Source organism: Bacillus sp. JH7, assembly GCF_001563515.1.
GTDB classification, from domain to species: Bacteria; Bacillota; Bacilli; order Bacillales; family Bacillaceae_G; genus Bacillus_A; species Bacillus_A cereus.
Window position 1 is genome coordinate 207,889 of the sequence record NZ_LPUS01000031.1, and the last position, 18,210, is coordinate 226,098.

Consider the following 18,210-nt stretch of genomic DNA (forward strand, 5'->3'; position numbering starts at 1 on the left):
TAATAGTACTTACATGCAAAAAAATGAGGGGGATCAAGTTTGACACTTGAAATACTAAACAATTTTAATATAGAGCAGTTTCAAAATGATTTAATTGGTTGGTTTGAAGAAGAACAGCGCGACTTACCATGGAGAAAGAATAAAGATCCATACCGCGTTTGGGTTTCTGAAATTATGTTACAGCAAACAAGAGTAGAAGCTGTAAAACCATATTACGCAAATTTTATGGGGAAGTTTCCTACACTTGAAGCGTTAGCGAACGCAGATGATGAAGAAGTATTAAAAGCATGGGAAGGTTTAGGATATTATTCTAGAGCACGTAATTTACATGCGGCAGTAAAAGAGGTAAAAGAAGTATACGGCGGAGTTGTACCAAGTGATGTAAAGAAAATTGAAAAGTTAAAAGGAGTCGGACCATATACAAAAGGTGCTATTTTAAGTATCGCATATGGTATACCAGAGCCGGCAGTTGATGGAAATGTTATGCGTGTATTATCTCGTATTTTATCAGTATGGGATGATATTGCAAAACCAAAGACTCGAAAAGTTTTTGAAGAGATTGTGCGTGAAATTATTTCGATTGAAAATCCATCTTATTTTAATCAAGGTTTGATGGAATTAGGTGCACTAATTTGTATTCCGAAAAATCCAGCATGCTTACTTTGTCCTGTACGTGAACATTGCAGAGGGTATGCTGAAGGTGTTCAAAAAGAATTACCAGTAAAAAGTAAAGCGAAAGCTCCTAAAATGGTACCTATTGTTGCAGGTGTACTTCAAACTGAAGACGGTCGTTACGTTATTAATAAACGTCCAAGTACAGGTTTGTTAGCTAACATGTGGGAGTTTCCGAATGTGGAACTTGGAGAAAGTATTCGAAATCAGAAGGAACAGCTTATAGATTATATGAAAGAAAAATTTGAGCTCGAGGTTTTTATTGATGAATACGCAATGAATGTACAACATACGTTTACACATCGTACTTGGGATATATTTGTATTTTACGGAAAAGTAACAGGTAATATTGTTGATACAGATACATTAAAATTTGTATCAAAAGAGGTATTTGAGCAATTACCTTTCTCAAAATCACACCGTACTATTTATGAAAATTGTGTGGAGAAAATTACAATGCAATAAATAAAAAAGTGTTCCCAATCTAGGGAACACTTTTTTAATCGTAAGAAATTTTTGTCCCATGAGTCCAACTAGCTTCACCTTCTTGTAAGCCGCCTCTTGATTCGATTTCTACTACAATTTCTTTGTAAATACTTTGCCCTTCTACATTTAAATAAGGCAGAACCTGTTGTAGTGAGTGATGAAAATAAGCTAATTCATCTTCTTTCCATTCATTTTTTGAAATCATCGTTAGTTCAGTCATATCGCGTCCTATATACATATTTCCACCTCCATTTCTTATAGTTTGAATAAGTAACAAAAGATATATGCGGAAATTATTCAAAAGAAAATTACGGATAGCTTCTAAGTGAATTGGTTACATTATTGATTGTGGAGGTGAGAAAGATGAGTAAAAAACAACAAGGTTATAACAAGGCAACTTCTGGTGCTAGCATTCAAAGTACAAATGCTAGTTATGGTACAGAGTTTTCAACTGAAACAGATGTACAAGCAGTAAAACAAGCAAACGCACAATCAGAAGCAAAGAAAGCACAAGCTTCTGGTGCACAAAGTGCAAACGCTAGTTATGGTACAGAATTTGCAACTGAAACAGACGTGCATGCTGTGAAAAAACAAAATGCTAAGTCAGCTGCAAAACAATCACAATCTTCTAGCTCAAATCAGTAATGAAAGAAAAACACTTCTCTAATTCAGGAGAAGTGTTTTCTTTTTGCGTCGATCGTTGTAATGAAAAGAAAGCGAACGACATAACTTCTAATAAGTCAACAAATGTAGTCAAAGGAGAAGGAAGTTAACAATTAGAATTATGTAATTAGGAATAATAACTGATGAATAAGTCCAAAAGGGGGTAAGTAATGAACGATTTTGATAAGTTGGTAGGGGAGCAATTAGAAACGATGGATGAGTTGTTAAAGTTACAAGCACATCTAGAGAAGTATCAACAAATTGAAATGAATGAAAAAGATAAGTGCGATAAAAAAGAACTGCATTTTATCCGCCAGGAAATATATAGAACAGAAGTAGCGTTGAAGATGTTACATGAGAAATTTGAAGAACAAACGAATAGTGTAATTCAATCTTTTGCAACTGAAAAAATGATTTCAAATTTAGGGTAAGATATATTGTTATCTTCAGGTGAAAAGTCCTTCTTTGTATGGAAATAGAGAAGGGCTTTTTCTATTACATGTCCTCGCTTATAAATAATGCAGTACAATCCTTATCTCTTAAGAAGAGTTGGGGCATAGTATTCAACGATAAACCTCCTGCATATTCAGTTTGAAAAATAGAGTCTTATCCCTTTAGTTTTAAAATTTCGACAAAAAAGTTATAATAGAAAAAAAGTGAATGCCGTTCAAAGGGCATTTGCAGTTGAAAGAAGGGAGCATATATGGGATTTCCCAAAGAAGGAGAAAAAGTACAAATACATAGTTATAAACATAATGGCTCCATTCATAGAATGTGGGAAGAAACAACAATTTTAAAAGGGACACAGAGTCTTGTAATCGGAGCGAATGATCGTACAGTAGTTACAGAATCGGATGGCCGAACATGGATTACTCGTGAACCAGCAATTTGTTATTTTCATGCCAACTATTGGTTTAATGTGATTGGGATGCTTAGGGAAGATGGCGTATATTATTATTGTAATTTAAGCTCACCTTTTGCGTATGATCCTGAAGCATTAAAGTATATTGATTATGATTTAGATATTAAAGTATATCCAGATATGACATATACGCTTCTAGATGAAGATGAGTATGAAAAACATAGTCAAATTATGCAGTATCCACCTGTTATTGATACAATTTTAAAACGAAATGTAGCACATTTAACACAGTGGATTCATCAAAGAAAAGGTCCATTTGCACCAGACTTCGTAGATATGTGGTATGAACGATATTTAATGTACAGAAATTAAAACAAACCTGCAGGGGGCTTCCCGGCAGGTTTGTCCTATTAGAGGGGGGATTATGTGCAAGGCATAAAAAGATATTTACAATTTGTTAAACCATATCGATGGCTTATTGCTATTACAATTATTATTGGACTAGTTAAGTTCGGTATCCCACTTATTATGCCATGGTTATTAAAGTATATTATCGATGATGTAATTCAAGGCGCGGGCTCACTTCAAGATAAAACATCTCAATTAATAACAGCGATTGGAATTGCTTTTTTTATTTTTGCGGTATTAAGACCACCGATTGAATATTATCGTCAATATTTCGCCCAACGTATCGCAAATACAATACTGTATGATTTGCGGAAGCATATTTTCGGTCACTTACAAAAGTTAAGTTTACGTTATTACTCCAATACAAAAACAGGGGAGATTATTTCGCGTGTCATCCATGATGTAGAACAAACGAAGGATTTTGTAATTACTGGTTTGATGAACGTCTGGTTAGATACTGCAACAATTGCTATTGCTATCATTGTTATGTTTTCTATGAATATAAAATTAACATTTGTTGCGTTATTGATTTTACCTATTTATGTAATTGCAGTGAAATATTTTTTCGGACGTCTTCGGAAATTGACGAAAGAGCGTTCACAAGCGTTAGCGACGATGCAAGGGTATTTGCATGAACGTATTCAAGGAATGCAAGTGACACGTAGCTTTGCGTTAGAAGAGTATGAGGGGAAGCAGTTTGAAAAAAGAAATAATGAATTTTTAACGAAAGCATTAACCCATACAAGTTGGACGGCAAGAACATTTTCGGCAGTAAATACGTTAACCGATTTAGGTCCGTTACTTGTGATTGGTTTTGCAGCATATGAAGTAATTCAAGGGCAGTTAACGCTAGGAACGATGGTAGCTTTTGTTGGATATATGGATAGTTTATATAGTCCGCTTCGCCGCCTTGTTAATTCATCTACAACATTAACACAATCTTTTGCATCGATGGACCGTGTGTTTGAACTGTTAGATGAAAAATACGATATTGTTAATGTACCAAATGCGGTACAAACGAAAAAATTAAATGGAGAAATTGTATTTGACAATGTTTCTTTTCGTTATAATGCAGATGAAAAAGAGATATTACACAACTTGTCATTAACTATGCAGCCTGGAGAGAAAGTAGCGCTTGTAGGAGCGAGTGGGGGAGGAAAGTCATCTCTTGCTAGTTTGATCCCACGTTTCTATGATGTTTCTGAAGGCGCGGTTTATGTAGATGGCATAGATGTAAGAAAGTACAATATGAGAAATTTGCGTAGTCATATTGGAATTGTACTGCAGGATAATTTATTGTTTAGCGATACAATTGGAGCTAATATTTTATATGGAAATCCGAAAGCTACAGAGAAAGAAGTGATTGCAGCTGCCAAAGCTGCGCAAATTCATGATTTTATTATAGACTTACCAGATGGTTATAATACTGTCGTTGGAGAACGTGGTGTGAAGCTATCAGGCGGGCAAAGACAACGCGTGGCAATTGCACGAGTGTTTCTAAAGAATCCGTCGGTACTTATATTAGATGAAGCAACTTCAGCATTAGATTTAGAAAATGAAAGGTATATTCAAGAGGCGCTTCAGACGTTAGCTGCTGACCGGACAACGATTATAATCGCACATCGATTAGCGACGATTACACATGTTGATACGATTATTTATATTGAAGACGGTGAGATTAAAGAGACTGGTTCTCATGAAGAGTTAATGCGAAAAAGAGGATTTTATTACAATTTATATCAACTTCAACATATAACAGAAACAGCTCCTTTAGCGTAAAAGGAGCTGTTTTTTTATTCGTCTTCTTTTTTATCATCGATTTGGAGTTCTTTTTCTGGTTTATGATATGTGTAGAAGCTATCTACAAGCAAATCTAAATGCTCTACTTCTTCACTATAGTTAATGATGGAAGAAATAAGAGGGAAGAGATGTAACCATGTTTTATATGCTTCTTCATCGTCTTTATTTTGATATTCCATAAAGATATCAATTAATTCTTGTTTACCTGTTTCAACTTCATCAAGCATTTCAACTGATTGTTGTTTTTTTGCTTTACCAATAAATTTTAATAAAACTTGTTCATGATAATGCGTTAATGAGTCAAGTTCGTTTTGGATAGATTCCTGAAATTCTTCTGGCATATAGCGCAGTTCATTTTCAGTACGGTGTAATGATTTTAACGTACTTAAAGCACGGCTTGTTGTCGCTAACATTTGTCTGAATAAAACGAGCTTACGAATTTTTGCGAACTTTACTTTTTTCGTATAGCTTCTTTCTTCTTTATACAGCAAATAGTAATGATTTAGTTTGATCATTTTTTCTTTCATACGATCAATATCAGTTTTTAGCGTTGTAAAATCAGAAGCCTGCCTGCTATTCATTCGAATCCATTTTACAATTTCTTCTGTATTATCAACGATACGATGATAAAGTTTTGTTTCATATTTTGGCGGCATAAATACTAAATTTACAAGTGAAGCCGCAATAATACCAATCATAATCGTCGCAAATCGAAGTAAGGCAAAACTAAAGAAATCTTCGCCTTGATACTCCATAATGGCGATAACTGTTACTAAAGCAATTGATATTGTGTTTTCTAATCGTAATTGTAATGTAAGAGCAATTACTAATATACATGTTAATCCAATAATAAAAGGATTATGTCCAAAAGCAGTAGCAAATGCGATAGCAAATATCGCACCAATTACATTTGCTTGAATTTGTTCAAGTGCTGTTAAATAAGAACGGTATACAGACGGTTGAACAGCAAAGATAGCTGAAATTCCCGCAAATACCGGACTCGGTAATTGAAGTAAAATACAAGCAAATAAAGCTAACGTGATGGCAATACCCGTTTTTAAAATGCGAGCACCAAGTTTCATACCCTTAATAAGATCCTTTCTCTTGTCATAATGAATGTACAACATGATACTATACATTCATTACAATATGTTAGCAAGTGATATTTTAGTGACGTTAAAAGAAATTAGTGTTCATTTTATCCCGCTAATTGTGAGTAGTAAGATTCCTGCCTCAAAAATTAGAAGCTAGATGCCGGTAAACGCTCGATTGGTGTAGGCTAATTAAAGTTTCACTTTATAATTTTTCCTAATTCCTTTTAAACATCAGTTTTTAGTAAAAAAACCTGCTGAATTTCAGCAGGTCTCAAATTGTTACTATAGATTACTATGAGAAGCGTACTTCGTCAATTTTTTCTTAATAATGAAAATTACTCATTTTACTCTGTTGAGATAGATGGGTCTGCCTGTTCTTTTTTCGGGATAATCTCAAAAAACTGGTTCTGTATATCATCTAATAATGCTGTTAATAAAGCAACTTCCTCATATTGCTCATGTTCGTTTAGTACACGAATATAGTCTAGCAATAATTCAGTTACATCTTTCAAACCATTTTTACTAATTGGTTGTAATGTAACATTTGCCCCTTTTGCAATTCTTCTTTTTAAGGCCTGTTCTGTTAGGCCTAAGTTTGAATCATGACGCAAATAAACAACACCGCCAGTCATGCCAGCGCAAATCCATGGACCAGGGTCACCTAAAACAAGCGCTCGCCCATTTGTCATATATTCAAAAGCAAAACCTTTAATATTGGAGTATGCCCCTATATTTCCTTGCTCTTTTTCACGGAGTGGTTTTGTTATTCTACCTCCAATTATCATGTCTGCCCCAGAAAGGCGAATGCCAGCGCGAGCATCAGCGTTCCCTTGCACGTATAGTGCCCCTTTTTGTGCACCGTATCCAAATCCTTTTCCGACAGAACCGTTATAATATACTCCGTCTTTTCCTTTTGATTTCGTTATATAAATCCCACCACCAAAGGAAGTTTTACCAATGCCATCTTGTGCGCCGCCATTTACGTGTATAAATAAATTTTCACTATTGTAAGCGCCTAACCCATTTCCGGGAATAGAACCATTCGTATATTTTAATGTAAGTGGTTCAAGTTGAGTAGCTTCATATAGTTTACTGCGAACGCGATAACATGATTCTAGACCACCCATAACGCGTTGCTCTACACCAACGCCTACTAATTCTTTTGATTCAGCGGAATGAACTGTCTTAAATTGTTTTTCTGGTACGCCATCTGTTGTTGTAACAGATGGATGTTCTATTATTTGTAATAAATTACGTAAGTTTAATAAATTTTCGCCTCGAACTTGCTCTAATAAATCAGAACGCCCAACAATTGCTTGTAAATTTGTATACCCAAGCTGTCCTGTTAATCGTTTTAGTTCTACACCGAAAGAGGTGAATAAATTTAGCAGGCCAGTAACTGCGCTTTCTAATTCGCGTGGGACGAAGCGGCGTAACCCATGTTCTTTTGCTTGTGCTTCAGACTCAATTTGTGTCGCAATTCCGACATGGCAAGTATCTAGATGACACCCACGGCAAGTAGTACAACCGATTGCAATCATTGATAGTGTGCCAAATCCAATACGGTTTGATCCGAGGAGCATGATTTTCAAGGCGTCATTTACACTTCGAATACCACCATCTGCCCAAATCTCTACTTTATGTCTCATGCTCGCTTCTAATAAAGCGTTGTGAGCGGCTTTAACACCAATTTCTACAGGAAGACCTACATGTTGCAAGGCGTGAATACGTGCAGCACCTGTTCCGCCATCGAATCCGCTAATGTTAATAAAATCAGCACCAGCTTTGGCGATACCGACAGCAATTGTTCCGATATTGGGAACGACAGGGACTTTCACGGCTACTTTGGCAAGTTGATTAGCTGTTTTAATTTCTGTAATCATTTGAGCTAAATCTTCAATTGAATAAATATCATGGTTATTAGAAGGTGAAATTAAATCTGAGCCAATTGTCGCATTACGTGCTTCAGCGATTTTGGCTGTTACTTTTGAACCAGGTAAATGCCCACCTTCCCCAGGCTTTGCGCCTTGACCGATTTTGATTTCAATTAAGTTCGATGAGTTTAGTAGTTCGGCATTTACTCCAAATCGCCCAGATGCCACTTGTTGTCCACGTGTATGTGGATATTTTCCAATCATATCTTTAATTTCGCCGCCTTCACCGTTCAAGCTAATCATATTTAGCTGATCGGCCGCTTCTGCATATGCGCGAAAGGCAATTTCGTTTTGAGAACCAAATGACATAGAACTAATAATAAATGGAAAATCATGGTTTTTAATGCCGATAGATACTTCTTCAGTTGGAACGACATGTTTTGTTTGTTTCGTTTGAACAAGGTGTCTGATTGCGATGGGATTATTCTCTTCTAGTTCACTTAACTTGTCACGGTAATCATCATAAGAATTTCCTTTTGCAACATCGCCGATTGCTTTCCAAATTCGCGGGAATATATGAAATGATTTTCGCATTCTAATTTTAGGATTGTTATAATCATCTGCTCGCATTTTTGCATCTTCAACAAGTGATTCAAGTGAAAAAGCTAAATCATTTGAACCGAAGAAATTTGTAATCTGTAATATATTTGCGATTTCTTCATGTAACCCAATAGATGAATAGAGACGTCCGTAACCACGTAACTCATGAATTCCAATTGTTGAAATGACTTTTTCTAATCCTTTATTAAGTGCATTATACAGATTCGTAATTGGTGTTTTTGTTCCGTCATTTACAGTCGCGAATAATAAATATGGATTAATACCATCTGCTCCTAATCCATATAGCGTGACAATGTCATGTAAGGAGCGAAGGGCACCAGAACGTATAACGAGAGAACAATTGCGGCGTAATTTATTTTCACTTAATGCTTGATGTACTTTAGCAGTAACTAAATGTGGATCAATCCACAATCTTTCATTTAGATGGGCTTTTGCGTCATCTAATACTAGTAGGGAAGCACCATTGTTAACAGCAGCTATCGCTTCAGAACTAATGCGGCTTAATGCACATTGTAGAGTTTCTGACGAGCTGAATGTAGCAGAGATTGTGGCGATAGAGTTATGAGTTTTAAATAGCTCTATGAGTTGTTCGTACGTAATTGTGTGTAATTCCTCTGCAATAGGTTGTGCCACGCTGCCTTCTAAAATAATTGGTGAAAGCATTTCAACTACAAATGGCCGTTTTGCGCCGCTTAATAAACTTGGACGCTCTCCAAGTACAGTACGTGTAGAGAAGTGTTCAATTTCACGGTCACGGTCAATTGCAGGGTTTGTAACAACAGCTACACTTTCTTTAATGAAGTCAGCGATATTTCGTCTATCAGTATCAAGTGCGGCAAGTGGTGAGTCATGCCCAAGTGAGCGTATTGGCTCAACGCCTTTTGTTGCCATCTGTTCAAGGAGTTGAATATGTTCTCGGTCCCATCCGAAAGCGACGTATTGTTTCGTTTCAACTTGAACAGAATCACATAGCCCTTGGATTTTTTTCGTTTCAGGGATAGATAAATTTAAATGGTAATTGGTAGTATCAATTCGCTTTTTAAAACGGTTATATACTTGGATTTGATATTTGTCATATTCATAAAGAACAAGTTCATCTTGTTCATTCCATTTTAATCCGACTTTTTCTCCAGGAGCGAGTGGTTTTGGTTCTGCTACATATTTAGTTGGTGATACAACTCCAGGTTCAGAAGAGAAAATATAAGAGCTCTCTGTCTCTACTTTCCATACTGGGCGTAATCCAAGGGAATCAACGCTGAAAACAGCTTCATCTTTAAAACGGGAAATGATGCCAGCTGGTCCTTGGGCAAAATGTCCCCACGCTTCACGTATATACGTATATAAATCTTGTAAAGGTGTTTCATAAAGTTTAATTTCATTAATAATTGGTGGGAATAGAATTTCCATTGCTTCAAATAAGCTGTAGTTGTATTGAACAAGTAGGGTTTCTAAGGTGCGGTTTAAATCTTGAGAGTCACTGCCTCCTGCAGTAAGTGGTACATCAATCATTTCAGCTTGATCGCGTAATTTCGCAATTGTGTTAATTTCACCATTATGTCCGAGAATGCTAAATGGTTGTACACGAAAAAAATTAGATAATGTATTAGTAGAGTAGCGGTTATGTCCTAATGTCATAGTTGAAGCGATAAGCGGATGTTGTAAATCATTATAGTAGGCAACAAGCGTATCACCAGCACCTAGAACTTTATATACAACATGATTACGACTTAATGAAGCAACATGAATTGCTTCGTTTTCCTCTATTTTTATTGTGACAGAAAATAATGTTTGCTCAATATTTGTAATTTCGTTTTCTGCGATAAGGGCAACTTGCCAAAATAAAGGTTCTTCTTGTTTACCAAGTGGACCGAGTGCATCTGAGTTTGTTACATCATCACTTTCGAAAATGATAGTAAAGTTTTTGTTGTTTAATTGCGTACGAATATAATCTTTTAAGGCAGTAATGTCTTCTTTTTTATTTAGAAAAAAATGTCCAACGATAAAGTGGGGATGATCCACAATCGTTGGATTATATCCGCTACTTTTTAGTTTTTCATTCCAAAGCGTTTTTGGTATATCAATGTGAATGCCGATGCCATCGCCCTCACCATTAATGAAACCAGCTCTATGATTCATTTTGACGAGTGATTGTATGCAAAGGTCAATGTTTTCTTTTGTAGCAATTTTTCGTTTCTCCATAACGGAAACGATTCCACACGCATCATGTTCTGCATTTCTATAATCTCGAAATAAAGACGGTGTCCATGTATTTTTTTTATTGAGCATCCGTCAATCCCCCCTCTTGTAAAAGTTAGAATAATCTTACTATTTAAGGTGCGAATCACCTTGTACACAGAGATAGTAATGCTGTAAAAGAATATAAAACAGATAATTATGAATAATTATACTATTAATACGGAATTTATGAAATAGAAAAAAGGAAAAAAGAAAGGTGAGCTTTCTTTTTTCCTTTTAATGACGGGATTATTTATTGTCTGCTAGGGCAGCAAATGCTCTGCCGACAGCTTCGATTGTATATTCAATATCTTCTTTTGTATGTTCTGTAGTTAAGAACCATGCCTCGTATTTAGAAGGTGCTAAGTTAACTCCTTCTTGAAGCATAAGCTTGAAGAATTTACCGAACATTTCACCGTCTGTATCTTGTGCGGCATCGTAATCTTCAATTGTATTTGTTGTGAAGTATACAGTTAAAGCACCTTTTAGACGGTTTAATGTAATATCGATATTATGTTTCGCTGCTTGCTCTAAAATTCCTTTTTCAAGCATTGCACCAAGTTCATCTAATCTCTCATAAAGCCCTTCTTGTTGAAGCACTTCTAGACAAGCGATACCTGATGCCATAGAAGCAGGGTTTCCTGCCATTGTACCAGCTTGGTATGCAGGTCCAAGTGGAGCAACTTGTTCCATAATTTCTTTCTTACCACCGTAAGCACCGATTGGTAAGCCGCCGCCAATAACTTTACCAAGCGCTGTTAAGTCAGGTGTCACACCAAGTAAGTCTTGAGCACCACCGTACATAAAGCGGAAAGCAGTAATAACTTCATCATAAATTACTAGTGCGCCAGCTTCGTGAACAAGTTCATTCACTTTTTCAAGGAATCCTGGTTTAGGCTCTACAATACCGAAGTTTCCAACGATCGGTTCTACAAGGATAGCTGCTACTTCATGACCCCATTTATCTAAAGCCTCTTTTAAAGTTTCTACATTATTAAATGGAACGGTAATAACTTCTTGTGCAATACTTTGTGGTACGCCAGCTGAGTCAGGAGTTCCTAAAGTAGAAGGACCAGATCCAGCTGCCACAAGTACTAAATCAGAATGACCGTGGTAACAACCAGCGAATTTCATAATTTTTGTGCGACCTGTATAAGCACGAGCAACACGAATTGTTGTCATCACTGCTTCTGTACCAGAGTTTACGAAACGGACTTTATCTAATGCAGGCATTGCTTCTTTTAACATTTTTGCGAATTTTACCTCTAGCGCTGTTGGTGTTCCATAAAGTACCCCATTTTCAGCAGCTGTTGTAATTGCTTTTGTTATATGCGGATGAGCATGTCCAGTAATAATAGGACCGTATGCTGCTAAATAATCGATATATTTATTTCCGTCTACATCCCAGAAATAAGCGCCTTTCCCACGTTCCATAGCAACAGGAGCGCCGCCGCCAACTGCTTTAAAAGAACGAGAAGGACTATTAACACCGCCAACGATATGCTCTAAAGCTTCTTTATGTAATGCTTCTGACTTTGTGAATTTCACTACAATTCATCTCCTTACAAAAATCTATGTATTATTCTAACATGTTTTTTGAAAAGACGTATTGTTTGTGATAGCGAAGGCAGTTGGGTAAACTATTCGTTGTGACATTTAGGAGGGGGGTCCGATTATGAAATCGGTAATTGAGGTACAAGGGTTACGTAAAGAGTTTACAGCCTATTCAAGTCGTCCGGGCTTAAAGGGGGCATTTCGCGATTTATTAAATCGTAATTATAAAATAGTACCAGCAGTAAATGATGTATCTTTTACTGTAAAGCAAGGTGAAATGGTTGGTTATATCGGTGAGAACGGTGCTGGTAAATCAACAACAATTAAAATGCTTACGGGGATTTTAACTCCGACATCAGGGCAAATCACAGTAAATGGAATGAACCCACATAAACAAAGAGAAGAATTTGTAAGAACAATTGGTGTTGTTTTTGGACAGCGTTCGCAACTTTGGTGGGATATTGCAGTACAAGAATCGTTTCGTTTATTAAAGAAAGTGTACGGTGTATCAGACGCTCAGTATAAGGAGCATATGGAGCACGTAATTGAAACGTTAGATATAGGGCCTTTATTAGATAAACCAGTTCGAAAATTATCTCTTGGTCAAAGGATGCGTTGTGAATTAGCGGCAGCCTTAATTCATAATCCACCGTTATTATTTTTAGATGAGCCAACAATTGGGTTAGATGTACTTGTGAAATTGAAAATACGTGAATTTTTAAAAGAAATGAATGAACGTTATAAAACAACAATTTTATTAACAACACACGATATTACTGATATTGAAGCTTTATGTGAGCGCGTTATCATGCTGGATGAAGGGAATATTATGTATGACGGTTCTTTAAGTAATCTTCGTACGCAGTGGGGAGCAGAGAAGGAAATTCACTTTCAGTTTGTTGCACCAGTTTCCTATCAGGCTTTATCAATGGTTATGCCAGATAATCATGTCGTTTGGTCGAAAGCGAAAGAGGAAAATGCATGGGTTGCAAAAATTCCGAATGAAGAAGTTATTATTTCAATGCTTATTTCTAAAGTAGTACAAGCATTTCAAATTAAAGATTTAAAAATTAACGAAGTGTCTACAGAGGAAATTATTCGTAACATTTATGAAGAAGGTATTACGCATGGGTAAGTATATTGAAATGATTCGAATTCGCTTTTTAATGATGCTTGCGTATCGTACAAATTACTATAGCGGGATTTTAATTTATACGATTAATATCGGTGCTTACTATTTTTTATGGCAAGCAATTTATAGCGGAAAAGAGAATATTGAAAGTTTATCTATTTCGCAAATGACCACGTATATCGCAATCGCGTGGATGGCACGTGCCTTCTATTTTAATAATATAGATAGGGAAATTGCGATGGAGATTCAAGAAGGACGTGTGGCTGTAGAATTAATTCGTCCGTATAACTATTTGGGAATGAAAGTTATGCAAGGTCTTGGCGAGGGAATATTCCGTTTTGCCTTCTTTTCCATTCCAGGCATGGTTATCGTTACGTTATTATTTTCGTTGCAAATTACAACGAATTTTCAAACTTGGTTATATTTCTTCTTATCTTTAATATTTAGCTTTATTATTAATACACAAATTAATTTAATGACGGGAATGCTTACGTTTTTCCTATTTAATAATAGTGGAATTATGTATGCAAAACGCGTTGTTATTGATTTATTTTCAGGTCTATTATTACCAATTAGTTTTTATCCGTTATGGGCCCAAAAAGCAATGATGTTTTTACCGTTTCAGGCTATTAGTTATATTCCAAGTATGATTTTTTCTGAAGGTATACAGGGGAGTAAGTTGTATGAGGCTTTAGTATTTCAAGTGATTTGGGCGATTGTACTTATTATTCCAATTGTACTCATGTGGAGAACGGCGAGAAAACGTCTAATTGTACAAGGGGGATGATGAGATGCTATATATAAACTTATTTTTACAATATGCAAGTCAATATATAAAAACGAAATTGGAGTATCGAGGCGATTTTATCGTTGGTTTACTTTCTGATTTATCGCTTCAAGCAGTTAATTTAATATTTATTCTCGTTGTATTTGGGCATACACAAGCATTGAAGGGATGGAGTCGAGAAGAGGTAATCTTTATTTATGGTTTCTTTTTAGTACCATTTGCCATCTTTTCAGCTTTCTTTAATATATGGGATTTTAATGATCGATACATTATTAAAGGGGAGATGGATCGTGTATTAACGCGACCGATCCATAGCCTATTTCAAATTATATTAGAAAGAATGGAACTTGAATCTTTAATTGGAGCTATTACAGGGATTGTTGTAATGGGATATGCAGCTGTGGAGTTACAATTATCTTTTTACTGGTATGATTTCTTCTTATTTATATTGATGGTAGGAGGAGGAGCACTTGTATATGGAGGGATATTTGTTACGTTGGCGAGCCTTGGTTTTTGGTCGGATGCGAAAAGTTCAATTATGCCTCTTATGTATAACATAGGTAATTACGGGCGCTATCCTGTTAATATTTATAATCGTGTAATTCGTTTCATTTTAACGTTCGTTTTACCGTTTGCGTTTGTTGGAGTATATCCAGCAGCATACTTTTTAAGAAAAACAGAATGGAATAGTTATGCATTTGCGACGCCAATTGTTGGTATTATCTGTTTTACGATTGCAATCACCCTCTGGAACCAAGGGGTAAAAAGGTATCGTGGCGCGGGTAATTAATTATAGAAGCTTGTTCGTTTCTAAGGGATAAATCAGTTCTCCACCTCATACATATAAAATGAGGTGGAGGACATGTTATGGGGATTTATTCTATTAATTGCAGCAATCGCTATTTTGAAAAGTGTCCAATTATTATGGAGTTCCTATTCGGATTCAACGCGTTTTTTTTCGCTCTATAATTTGGCCACATTATTTTTAATCTATACAACAGTACTAATCGCATTTGGATTAAGTTACGTTGTATTAGAGGAAATGGGTTTCGCAGTTTTGAAAGAGGACGGAGAAAGTTTGAACGCTCATTCTTTTCAACTCGTCGAAGTTTGTTTATATTTTAGCGCAGTTACTTTATTGTCTGTTGGATATGGTGACATATCTCCGATTGGAATTGGGCGATGGATTGCAATCGCAGAAGCGCTAATTGGATATACACTCCCTTTTGCTTTTGTGATGAGGTCTGTAATAGACAATGAAAAATAAGGAAGCATTTGTTATAGTAAAGGAAAAGAGTAGGAGTGATAACTATGATTACAGTAGGAGAAATGGCACCAGAATTCACATTAGAGGGAAGTAATGGAGAAGAAGTTCGCCTAGCTGATTTCCGCGGTAAAAATGTAGTTCTCTATTTTTATCCCAAAGATATGACGCCAGGATGTACAACTGAAGCATGTGATTTTCGTGATGCGTATGGAGTATTTCAAGAGAAGGATACGGTTATTCTTGGAGTAAGTCCTGATTCAGCGAATAGACATTTGAAATTCATTGAGAAACATGAATTGCCATTTACACTTTTAGTAGATGAAGATCATAAAGTAGCAGAGTTATACGATGTTTGGAAGTTAAAAAAGAACTTTGGGAAAGAGTATATGGGAATCGAGCGTTCTACATTCCTTATTAATAAAGACGGTGAACTTGTAAAAGAGTGGCGTAAAGTGAAAGTGAAAGGACATATTGAGGATGTTCTTTCTTATATAAAATAAATCTACATTGGGGATAAAATATGTAGAAACAAGGCAAGTGTCTATACATATTTTACTGCCTTACATAAAGTGGAAGTGTAGGGCATACCTCCTCAGATGATAGTATTCCAAGTGCGATTATGTCGCACTTTTTTCTATGGAATATATGAAGAAAAAAGGGAAAGATACATAAAAACAAGTCCTGAATATAAAAATAAACTACATACTTATAGTAGAAATATTGACGATTTATAAGAAAAGGAGTACACTCTTTATAAGAATTATAAAATAATAATCCGTATAGAATCGGGGTGCATGACGGTGGTCAAAGAAGAATTAAAAGAAGCGCTAGAAATGCTGAAAAATACGGGTGTACGCATTACTCCACAGCGTCATGCTATTTTAGAGTACCTTGTGGAATCAATGACGCACCCAACAGCGGATGATATTTATAAAGCATTAGAAGGTAAGTTTCCAAATATGAGTGTTGCAACTGTCTATAATAACTTACGTGTGTTTAAAGAGGTTGGACTTGTAAAGGAATTAACTTATGGAGACGCTTCAAGTAGATTTGATTATGTTACAAGTCAACATTATCATGTGATTTGCGAAAAATGTGGTAAGATTGTTGATTTTCCTTATGGAGGCTTGGAAAAGCTGGAAGAGGAAGCTGCGAAAACGACAGGCTTCGTTATCAATAGTCATCGCTTAGAAATTTATGGCGTTTGTCCAGAGTGTCATAAGGCGTAATATATAATAAAGAAAGAGGCTGACGGCTATACGTCAGCCTCTTTCTTTATTATATAAGGATTAGCGTGAGGTTAATCGGGATTTACAGTGCTAAGTTAGTAAGGAGGGTTAGATAAAAGTTTGTCGAATTTACTTTGTATTGGTGGAAATGAATTCTGGGAGGGGACATTTTGAAGAAATATGAGATTAAAAATAATATTCCAACATTGGAAGAATATAAATATTTATGTGATTCTGTGGGATGGACTAACTATATGAACTTTGAGGTGGCGGAAATATCACTTCAAAATTCGATTTACTGTATAACAGTCAAGGATAATAATCAAATCATCGGCATGGGGAGAATTGTTGGTGATGGGGCTATCTATTTCTATATTCAAGATATAGTGGTTCATCCAGAGTATCAAAAGAATGGTATTGGAAAGAAAATAATGAATACTTTAGTAGAATACTTAAATCAGAATGCTCCAGATAAAGCATTCATTGGTTTGTTTGCGTCGCAAGGTAAAACATCATTCTACGAAAAATATGATTTTAAAGATTATTCGCCTAATATGACAGGGATGTTTACTGTTATTTCGAAAAAATAGGTGTAATAAATTTAATAAAACAATTAAAAAGTTGATTTTTTAATAAATCAACTTTTTAATGAGTTGAAACGTTTGTAGTGTTGCAAATTCGTATTTCCCTTGATACTTATGATTTATAACTCTTCTTATTATACTTTTCATCAAATTCTTTTCCTTCTAGATCTCGATCTAGTGTTAAAGGTTGATTGCAGTGCATACATGCATCGACACGGCCGAGCATTTTTGTTGGCTTATCACAGCTTGGGCAAATAATTTGGATAGTCTTAGTAGATAACATACCAATCCAAAAGTAAACGACAGTGCTAGCGATAACACTTAAAAAGCCAACCATCATAAACGTTGTCATAATAATAATGTTTTCGCGGAAAAAGACACCTAAGTATGCAATGAAGAGGCCGATAAATACTAAACTTAATGCAAAGGTCCGGATTTTATTGATTTTGTTTGAATACTTAATGCTCATTCTCACCACGCTCCTATACTAATAATATAACATAAAATTTAGAATTTTCACTCTCGCGTAAATTGATAAAGGGATAAGGTATGAAATGAATAGGAGGGGAGCCATGAAGAATGAATGGACGCTATAATGATTTTTACAGCGGTTTTTAAGTTTTTAACGGGATGTGAAATTTTTTTATAAAAAGTATTGACCATGTATATACTGCATGATATATTAATAACCGTCGCTGATGCGGAAACGCAGAAAACGACAAAAAAGAAATTGAAAAACTTAGTTGACATTGAAAAATGAAGATGTTAACATAAGGAAGTCGCGAATGAGCGACTAAGTAGTTCTTTGAAAACTGAACGAAACAAACAACGTGAAACGTCAATTTTTATTTTAGATGCTAGACAAACTAACTTTATTGGAGAGTTTGATCCTGGCTCAGGATGAACGCTGGCGGCGTGCCTAATACATGCAAGTCGAGCGAA

Annotated in this window: 17 protein-coding genes and 1 rRNA gene; 13 read left to right on the plus strand and 5 right to left on the minus strand. The window is 35.7% G+C overall.

Features of this window, described 5'->3' with window-relative positions; translation table 11 throughout:
- Nucleotides 1-39 precede the first annotated feature (39 nt).
- Nucleotides 40-1,137, plus strand: a complete 1,098-nt coding sequence (gene mutY / locus AU379_RS25915) for an A/G-specific adenine glycosylase (protein ID WP_000171390.1) — start codon at nt 40-42, stop codon at nt 1,135-1,137.
- A gap of 34 nt (nt 1,138-1,171) precedes the next feature.
- Here the strand turns inward: mutY and AU379_RS25920 are convergent, their stop codons facing one another.
- Nucleotides 1,172-1,396 (minus strand): hypothetical protein, encoded by a 225-nt coding sequence (locus AU379_RS25920; protein WP_000275436.1) that lies wholly within the window; start codon nt 1,394-1,396, stop codon nt 1,172-1,174.
- 125 nt (nt 1,397-1,521) lie between these two features.
- Here AU379_RS25920 and AU379_RS25925 point away from each other — a divergent pair, with 125 nt between their 5' ends.
- The 4 genes from AU379_RS25925 (at nt 1,522) to AU379_RS25940 (ending at nt 4,870) form a co-directional block, all read left to right on the plus strand.
- Nucleotides 1,522-1,803, plus strand: a complete 282-nt coding sequence (locus AU379_RS25925) for a gamma-type small acid-soluble spore protein (protein ID WP_000039044.1) — start codon at nt 1,522-1,524, stop codon at nt 1,801-1,803.
- A 188-nt stretch (nt 1,804-1,991) separates the two neighbouring features.
- Entirely contained in the window at nt 1,992-2,252 is a 261-nt protein-coding gene (locus tag AU379_RS25930; RefSeq protein WP_061140035.1) for a YgaB family protein, read from the plus strand.
- Between the two features lie 272 nt (nt 2,253-2,524).
- Nucleotides 2,525-3,055, plus strand: coding sequence for a DUF402 domain-containing protein (locus AU379_RS25935; RefSeq protein ID WP_000506624.1), 531 nt, complete (start codon nt 2,525-2,527; stop codon nt 3,053-3,055).
- Nucleotides 3,056-3,109: 54 nt separating this feature from the next.
- Nucleotides 3,110-4,870, plus strand: a complete 1,761-nt coding sequence (locus tag AU379_RS25940; RefSeq protein ID WP_001161595.1) for an ABC transporter ATP-binding protein — start codon at nt 3,110-3,112, stop codon at nt 4,868-4,870.
- Between the two features lie 14 nt (nt 4,871-4,884).
- Here the strand turns inward: AU379_RS25940 and AU379_RS25945 are convergent, their stop codons facing one another.
- The 3 genes from AU379_RS25945 to hemL all read right to left on the minus strand — a co-directional run bounded on the left by AU379_RS25945 (nt 4,885) and on the right by hemL (nt 12,263).
- Nucleotides 4,885-5,973 (minus strand): aromatic acid exporter family protein, encoded by a 1,089-nt coding sequence (locus tag AU379_RS25945; RefSeq protein ID WP_000765787.1) that lies wholly within the window; start codon nt 5,971-5,973, stop codon nt 4,885-4,887.
- A 356-nt stretch (nt 5,974-6,329) separates the two neighbouring features.
- Nucleotides 6,330-10,766, minus strand: coding sequence for a glutamate synthase-related protein (locus AU379_RS25950; RefSeq protein WP_061140036.1), 4,437 nt, complete (start codon nt 10,764-10,766; stop codon nt 6,330-6,332).
- A 198-nt stretch (nt 10,767-10,964) separates the two neighbouring features.
- Complete coding sequence (gene hemL / locus AU379_RS25955; protein WP_061140037.1) at nt 10,965-12,263, minus strand: glutamate-1-semialdehyde-2,1-aminomutase; 1,299 nt, start codon at nt 12,261-12,263, stop codon at nt 10,965-10,967.
- Between the two features lie 127 nt (nt 12,264-12,390).
- Between hemL and AU379_RS25960 the strand changes: the two genes are divergently transcribed.
- The 7 genes from AU379_RS25960 (at nt 12,391) to AU379_RS25990 (ending at nt 17,274) form a co-directional block, all read left to right on the plus strand.
- Nucleotides 12,391-13,404: an ATP-binding cassette domain-containing protein gene (locus AU379_RS25960; protein WP_000843658.1), complete on the plus strand. Its 1,014-nt coding sequence runs from the start codon at nt 12,391-12,393 to the stop codon at nt 13,402-13,404.
- Complete coding sequence (locus AU379_RS25965; protein WP_000521519.1) at nt 13,397-14,188, plus strand: ABC-2 family transporter protein; 792 nt, start codon at nt 13,397-13,399, stop codon at nt 14,186-14,188. Before AU379_RS25960 ends, AU379_RS25965 begins: the two co-directional genes overlap by 8 nt.
- Nucleotides 14,189-14,192: 4 nt before the next feature.
- The gene (locus tag AU379_RS25970) at nt 14,193-14,978 is read left to right on the plus strand and encodes an ABC-2 family transporter protein (protein ID WP_000965772.1); all 786 of its coding nucleotides are present in this window, start codon (nt 14,193-14,195) and stop codon (nt 14,976-14,978) included.
- A gap of 72 nt (nt 14,979-15,050) precedes the next feature.
- Nucleotides 15,051-15,455, plus strand: coding sequence for a potassium channel family protein (locus AU379_RS25975; protein ID WP_000964343.1), 405 nt, complete (start codon nt 15,051-15,053; stop codon nt 15,453-15,455).
- A gap of 44 nt (nt 15,456-15,499) precedes the next feature.
- A complete protein-coding gene (gene bcp / locus AU379_RS25980; protein WP_000633710.1) occupies nt 15,500-15,955 on the plus strand; it encodes a thioredoxin-dependent thiol peroxidase in 456 nt (151 codons plus the stop codon).
- Nucleotides 15,956-16,255: 300 nt separating this feature from the next.
- Nucleotides 16,256-16,684, plus strand: coding sequence for a peroxide-responsive transcriptional repressor PerR (perR, locus tag AU379_RS25985; RefSeq protein ID WP_000237829.1), 429 nt, complete (start codon nt 16,256-16,258; stop codon nt 16,682-16,684).
- Between the two features lie 170 nt (nt 16,685-16,854).
- The gene (locus AU379_RS25990) at nt 16,855-17,274 is read left to right on the plus strand and encodes a GNAT family N-acetyltransferase (protein WP_000759738.1); all 420 of its coding nucleotides are present in this window, start codon (nt 16,855-16,857) and stop codon (nt 17,272-17,274) included.
- Nucleotides 17,275-17,380: 106 nt separating this feature from the next.
- On the opposite strand, the gene AU379_RS25995 is transcribed toward AU379_RS25990, so the two are convergent.
- The gene (locus AU379_RS25995; protein WP_000025066.1) at nt 17,381-17,737 is read right to left on the minus strand and encodes a YgzB family protein; all 357 of its coding nucleotides are present in this window, start codon (nt 17,735-17,737) and stop codon (nt 17,381-17,383) included.
- 403 nt (nt 17,738-18,140) lie between these two features.
- Here AU379_RS25995 and AU379_RS26000 point away from each other — a divergent pair.
- A 16S ribosomal RNA gene (locus tag AU379_RS26000) occupies nt 18,141-18,210 on the plus strand; the annotation flags it as partial.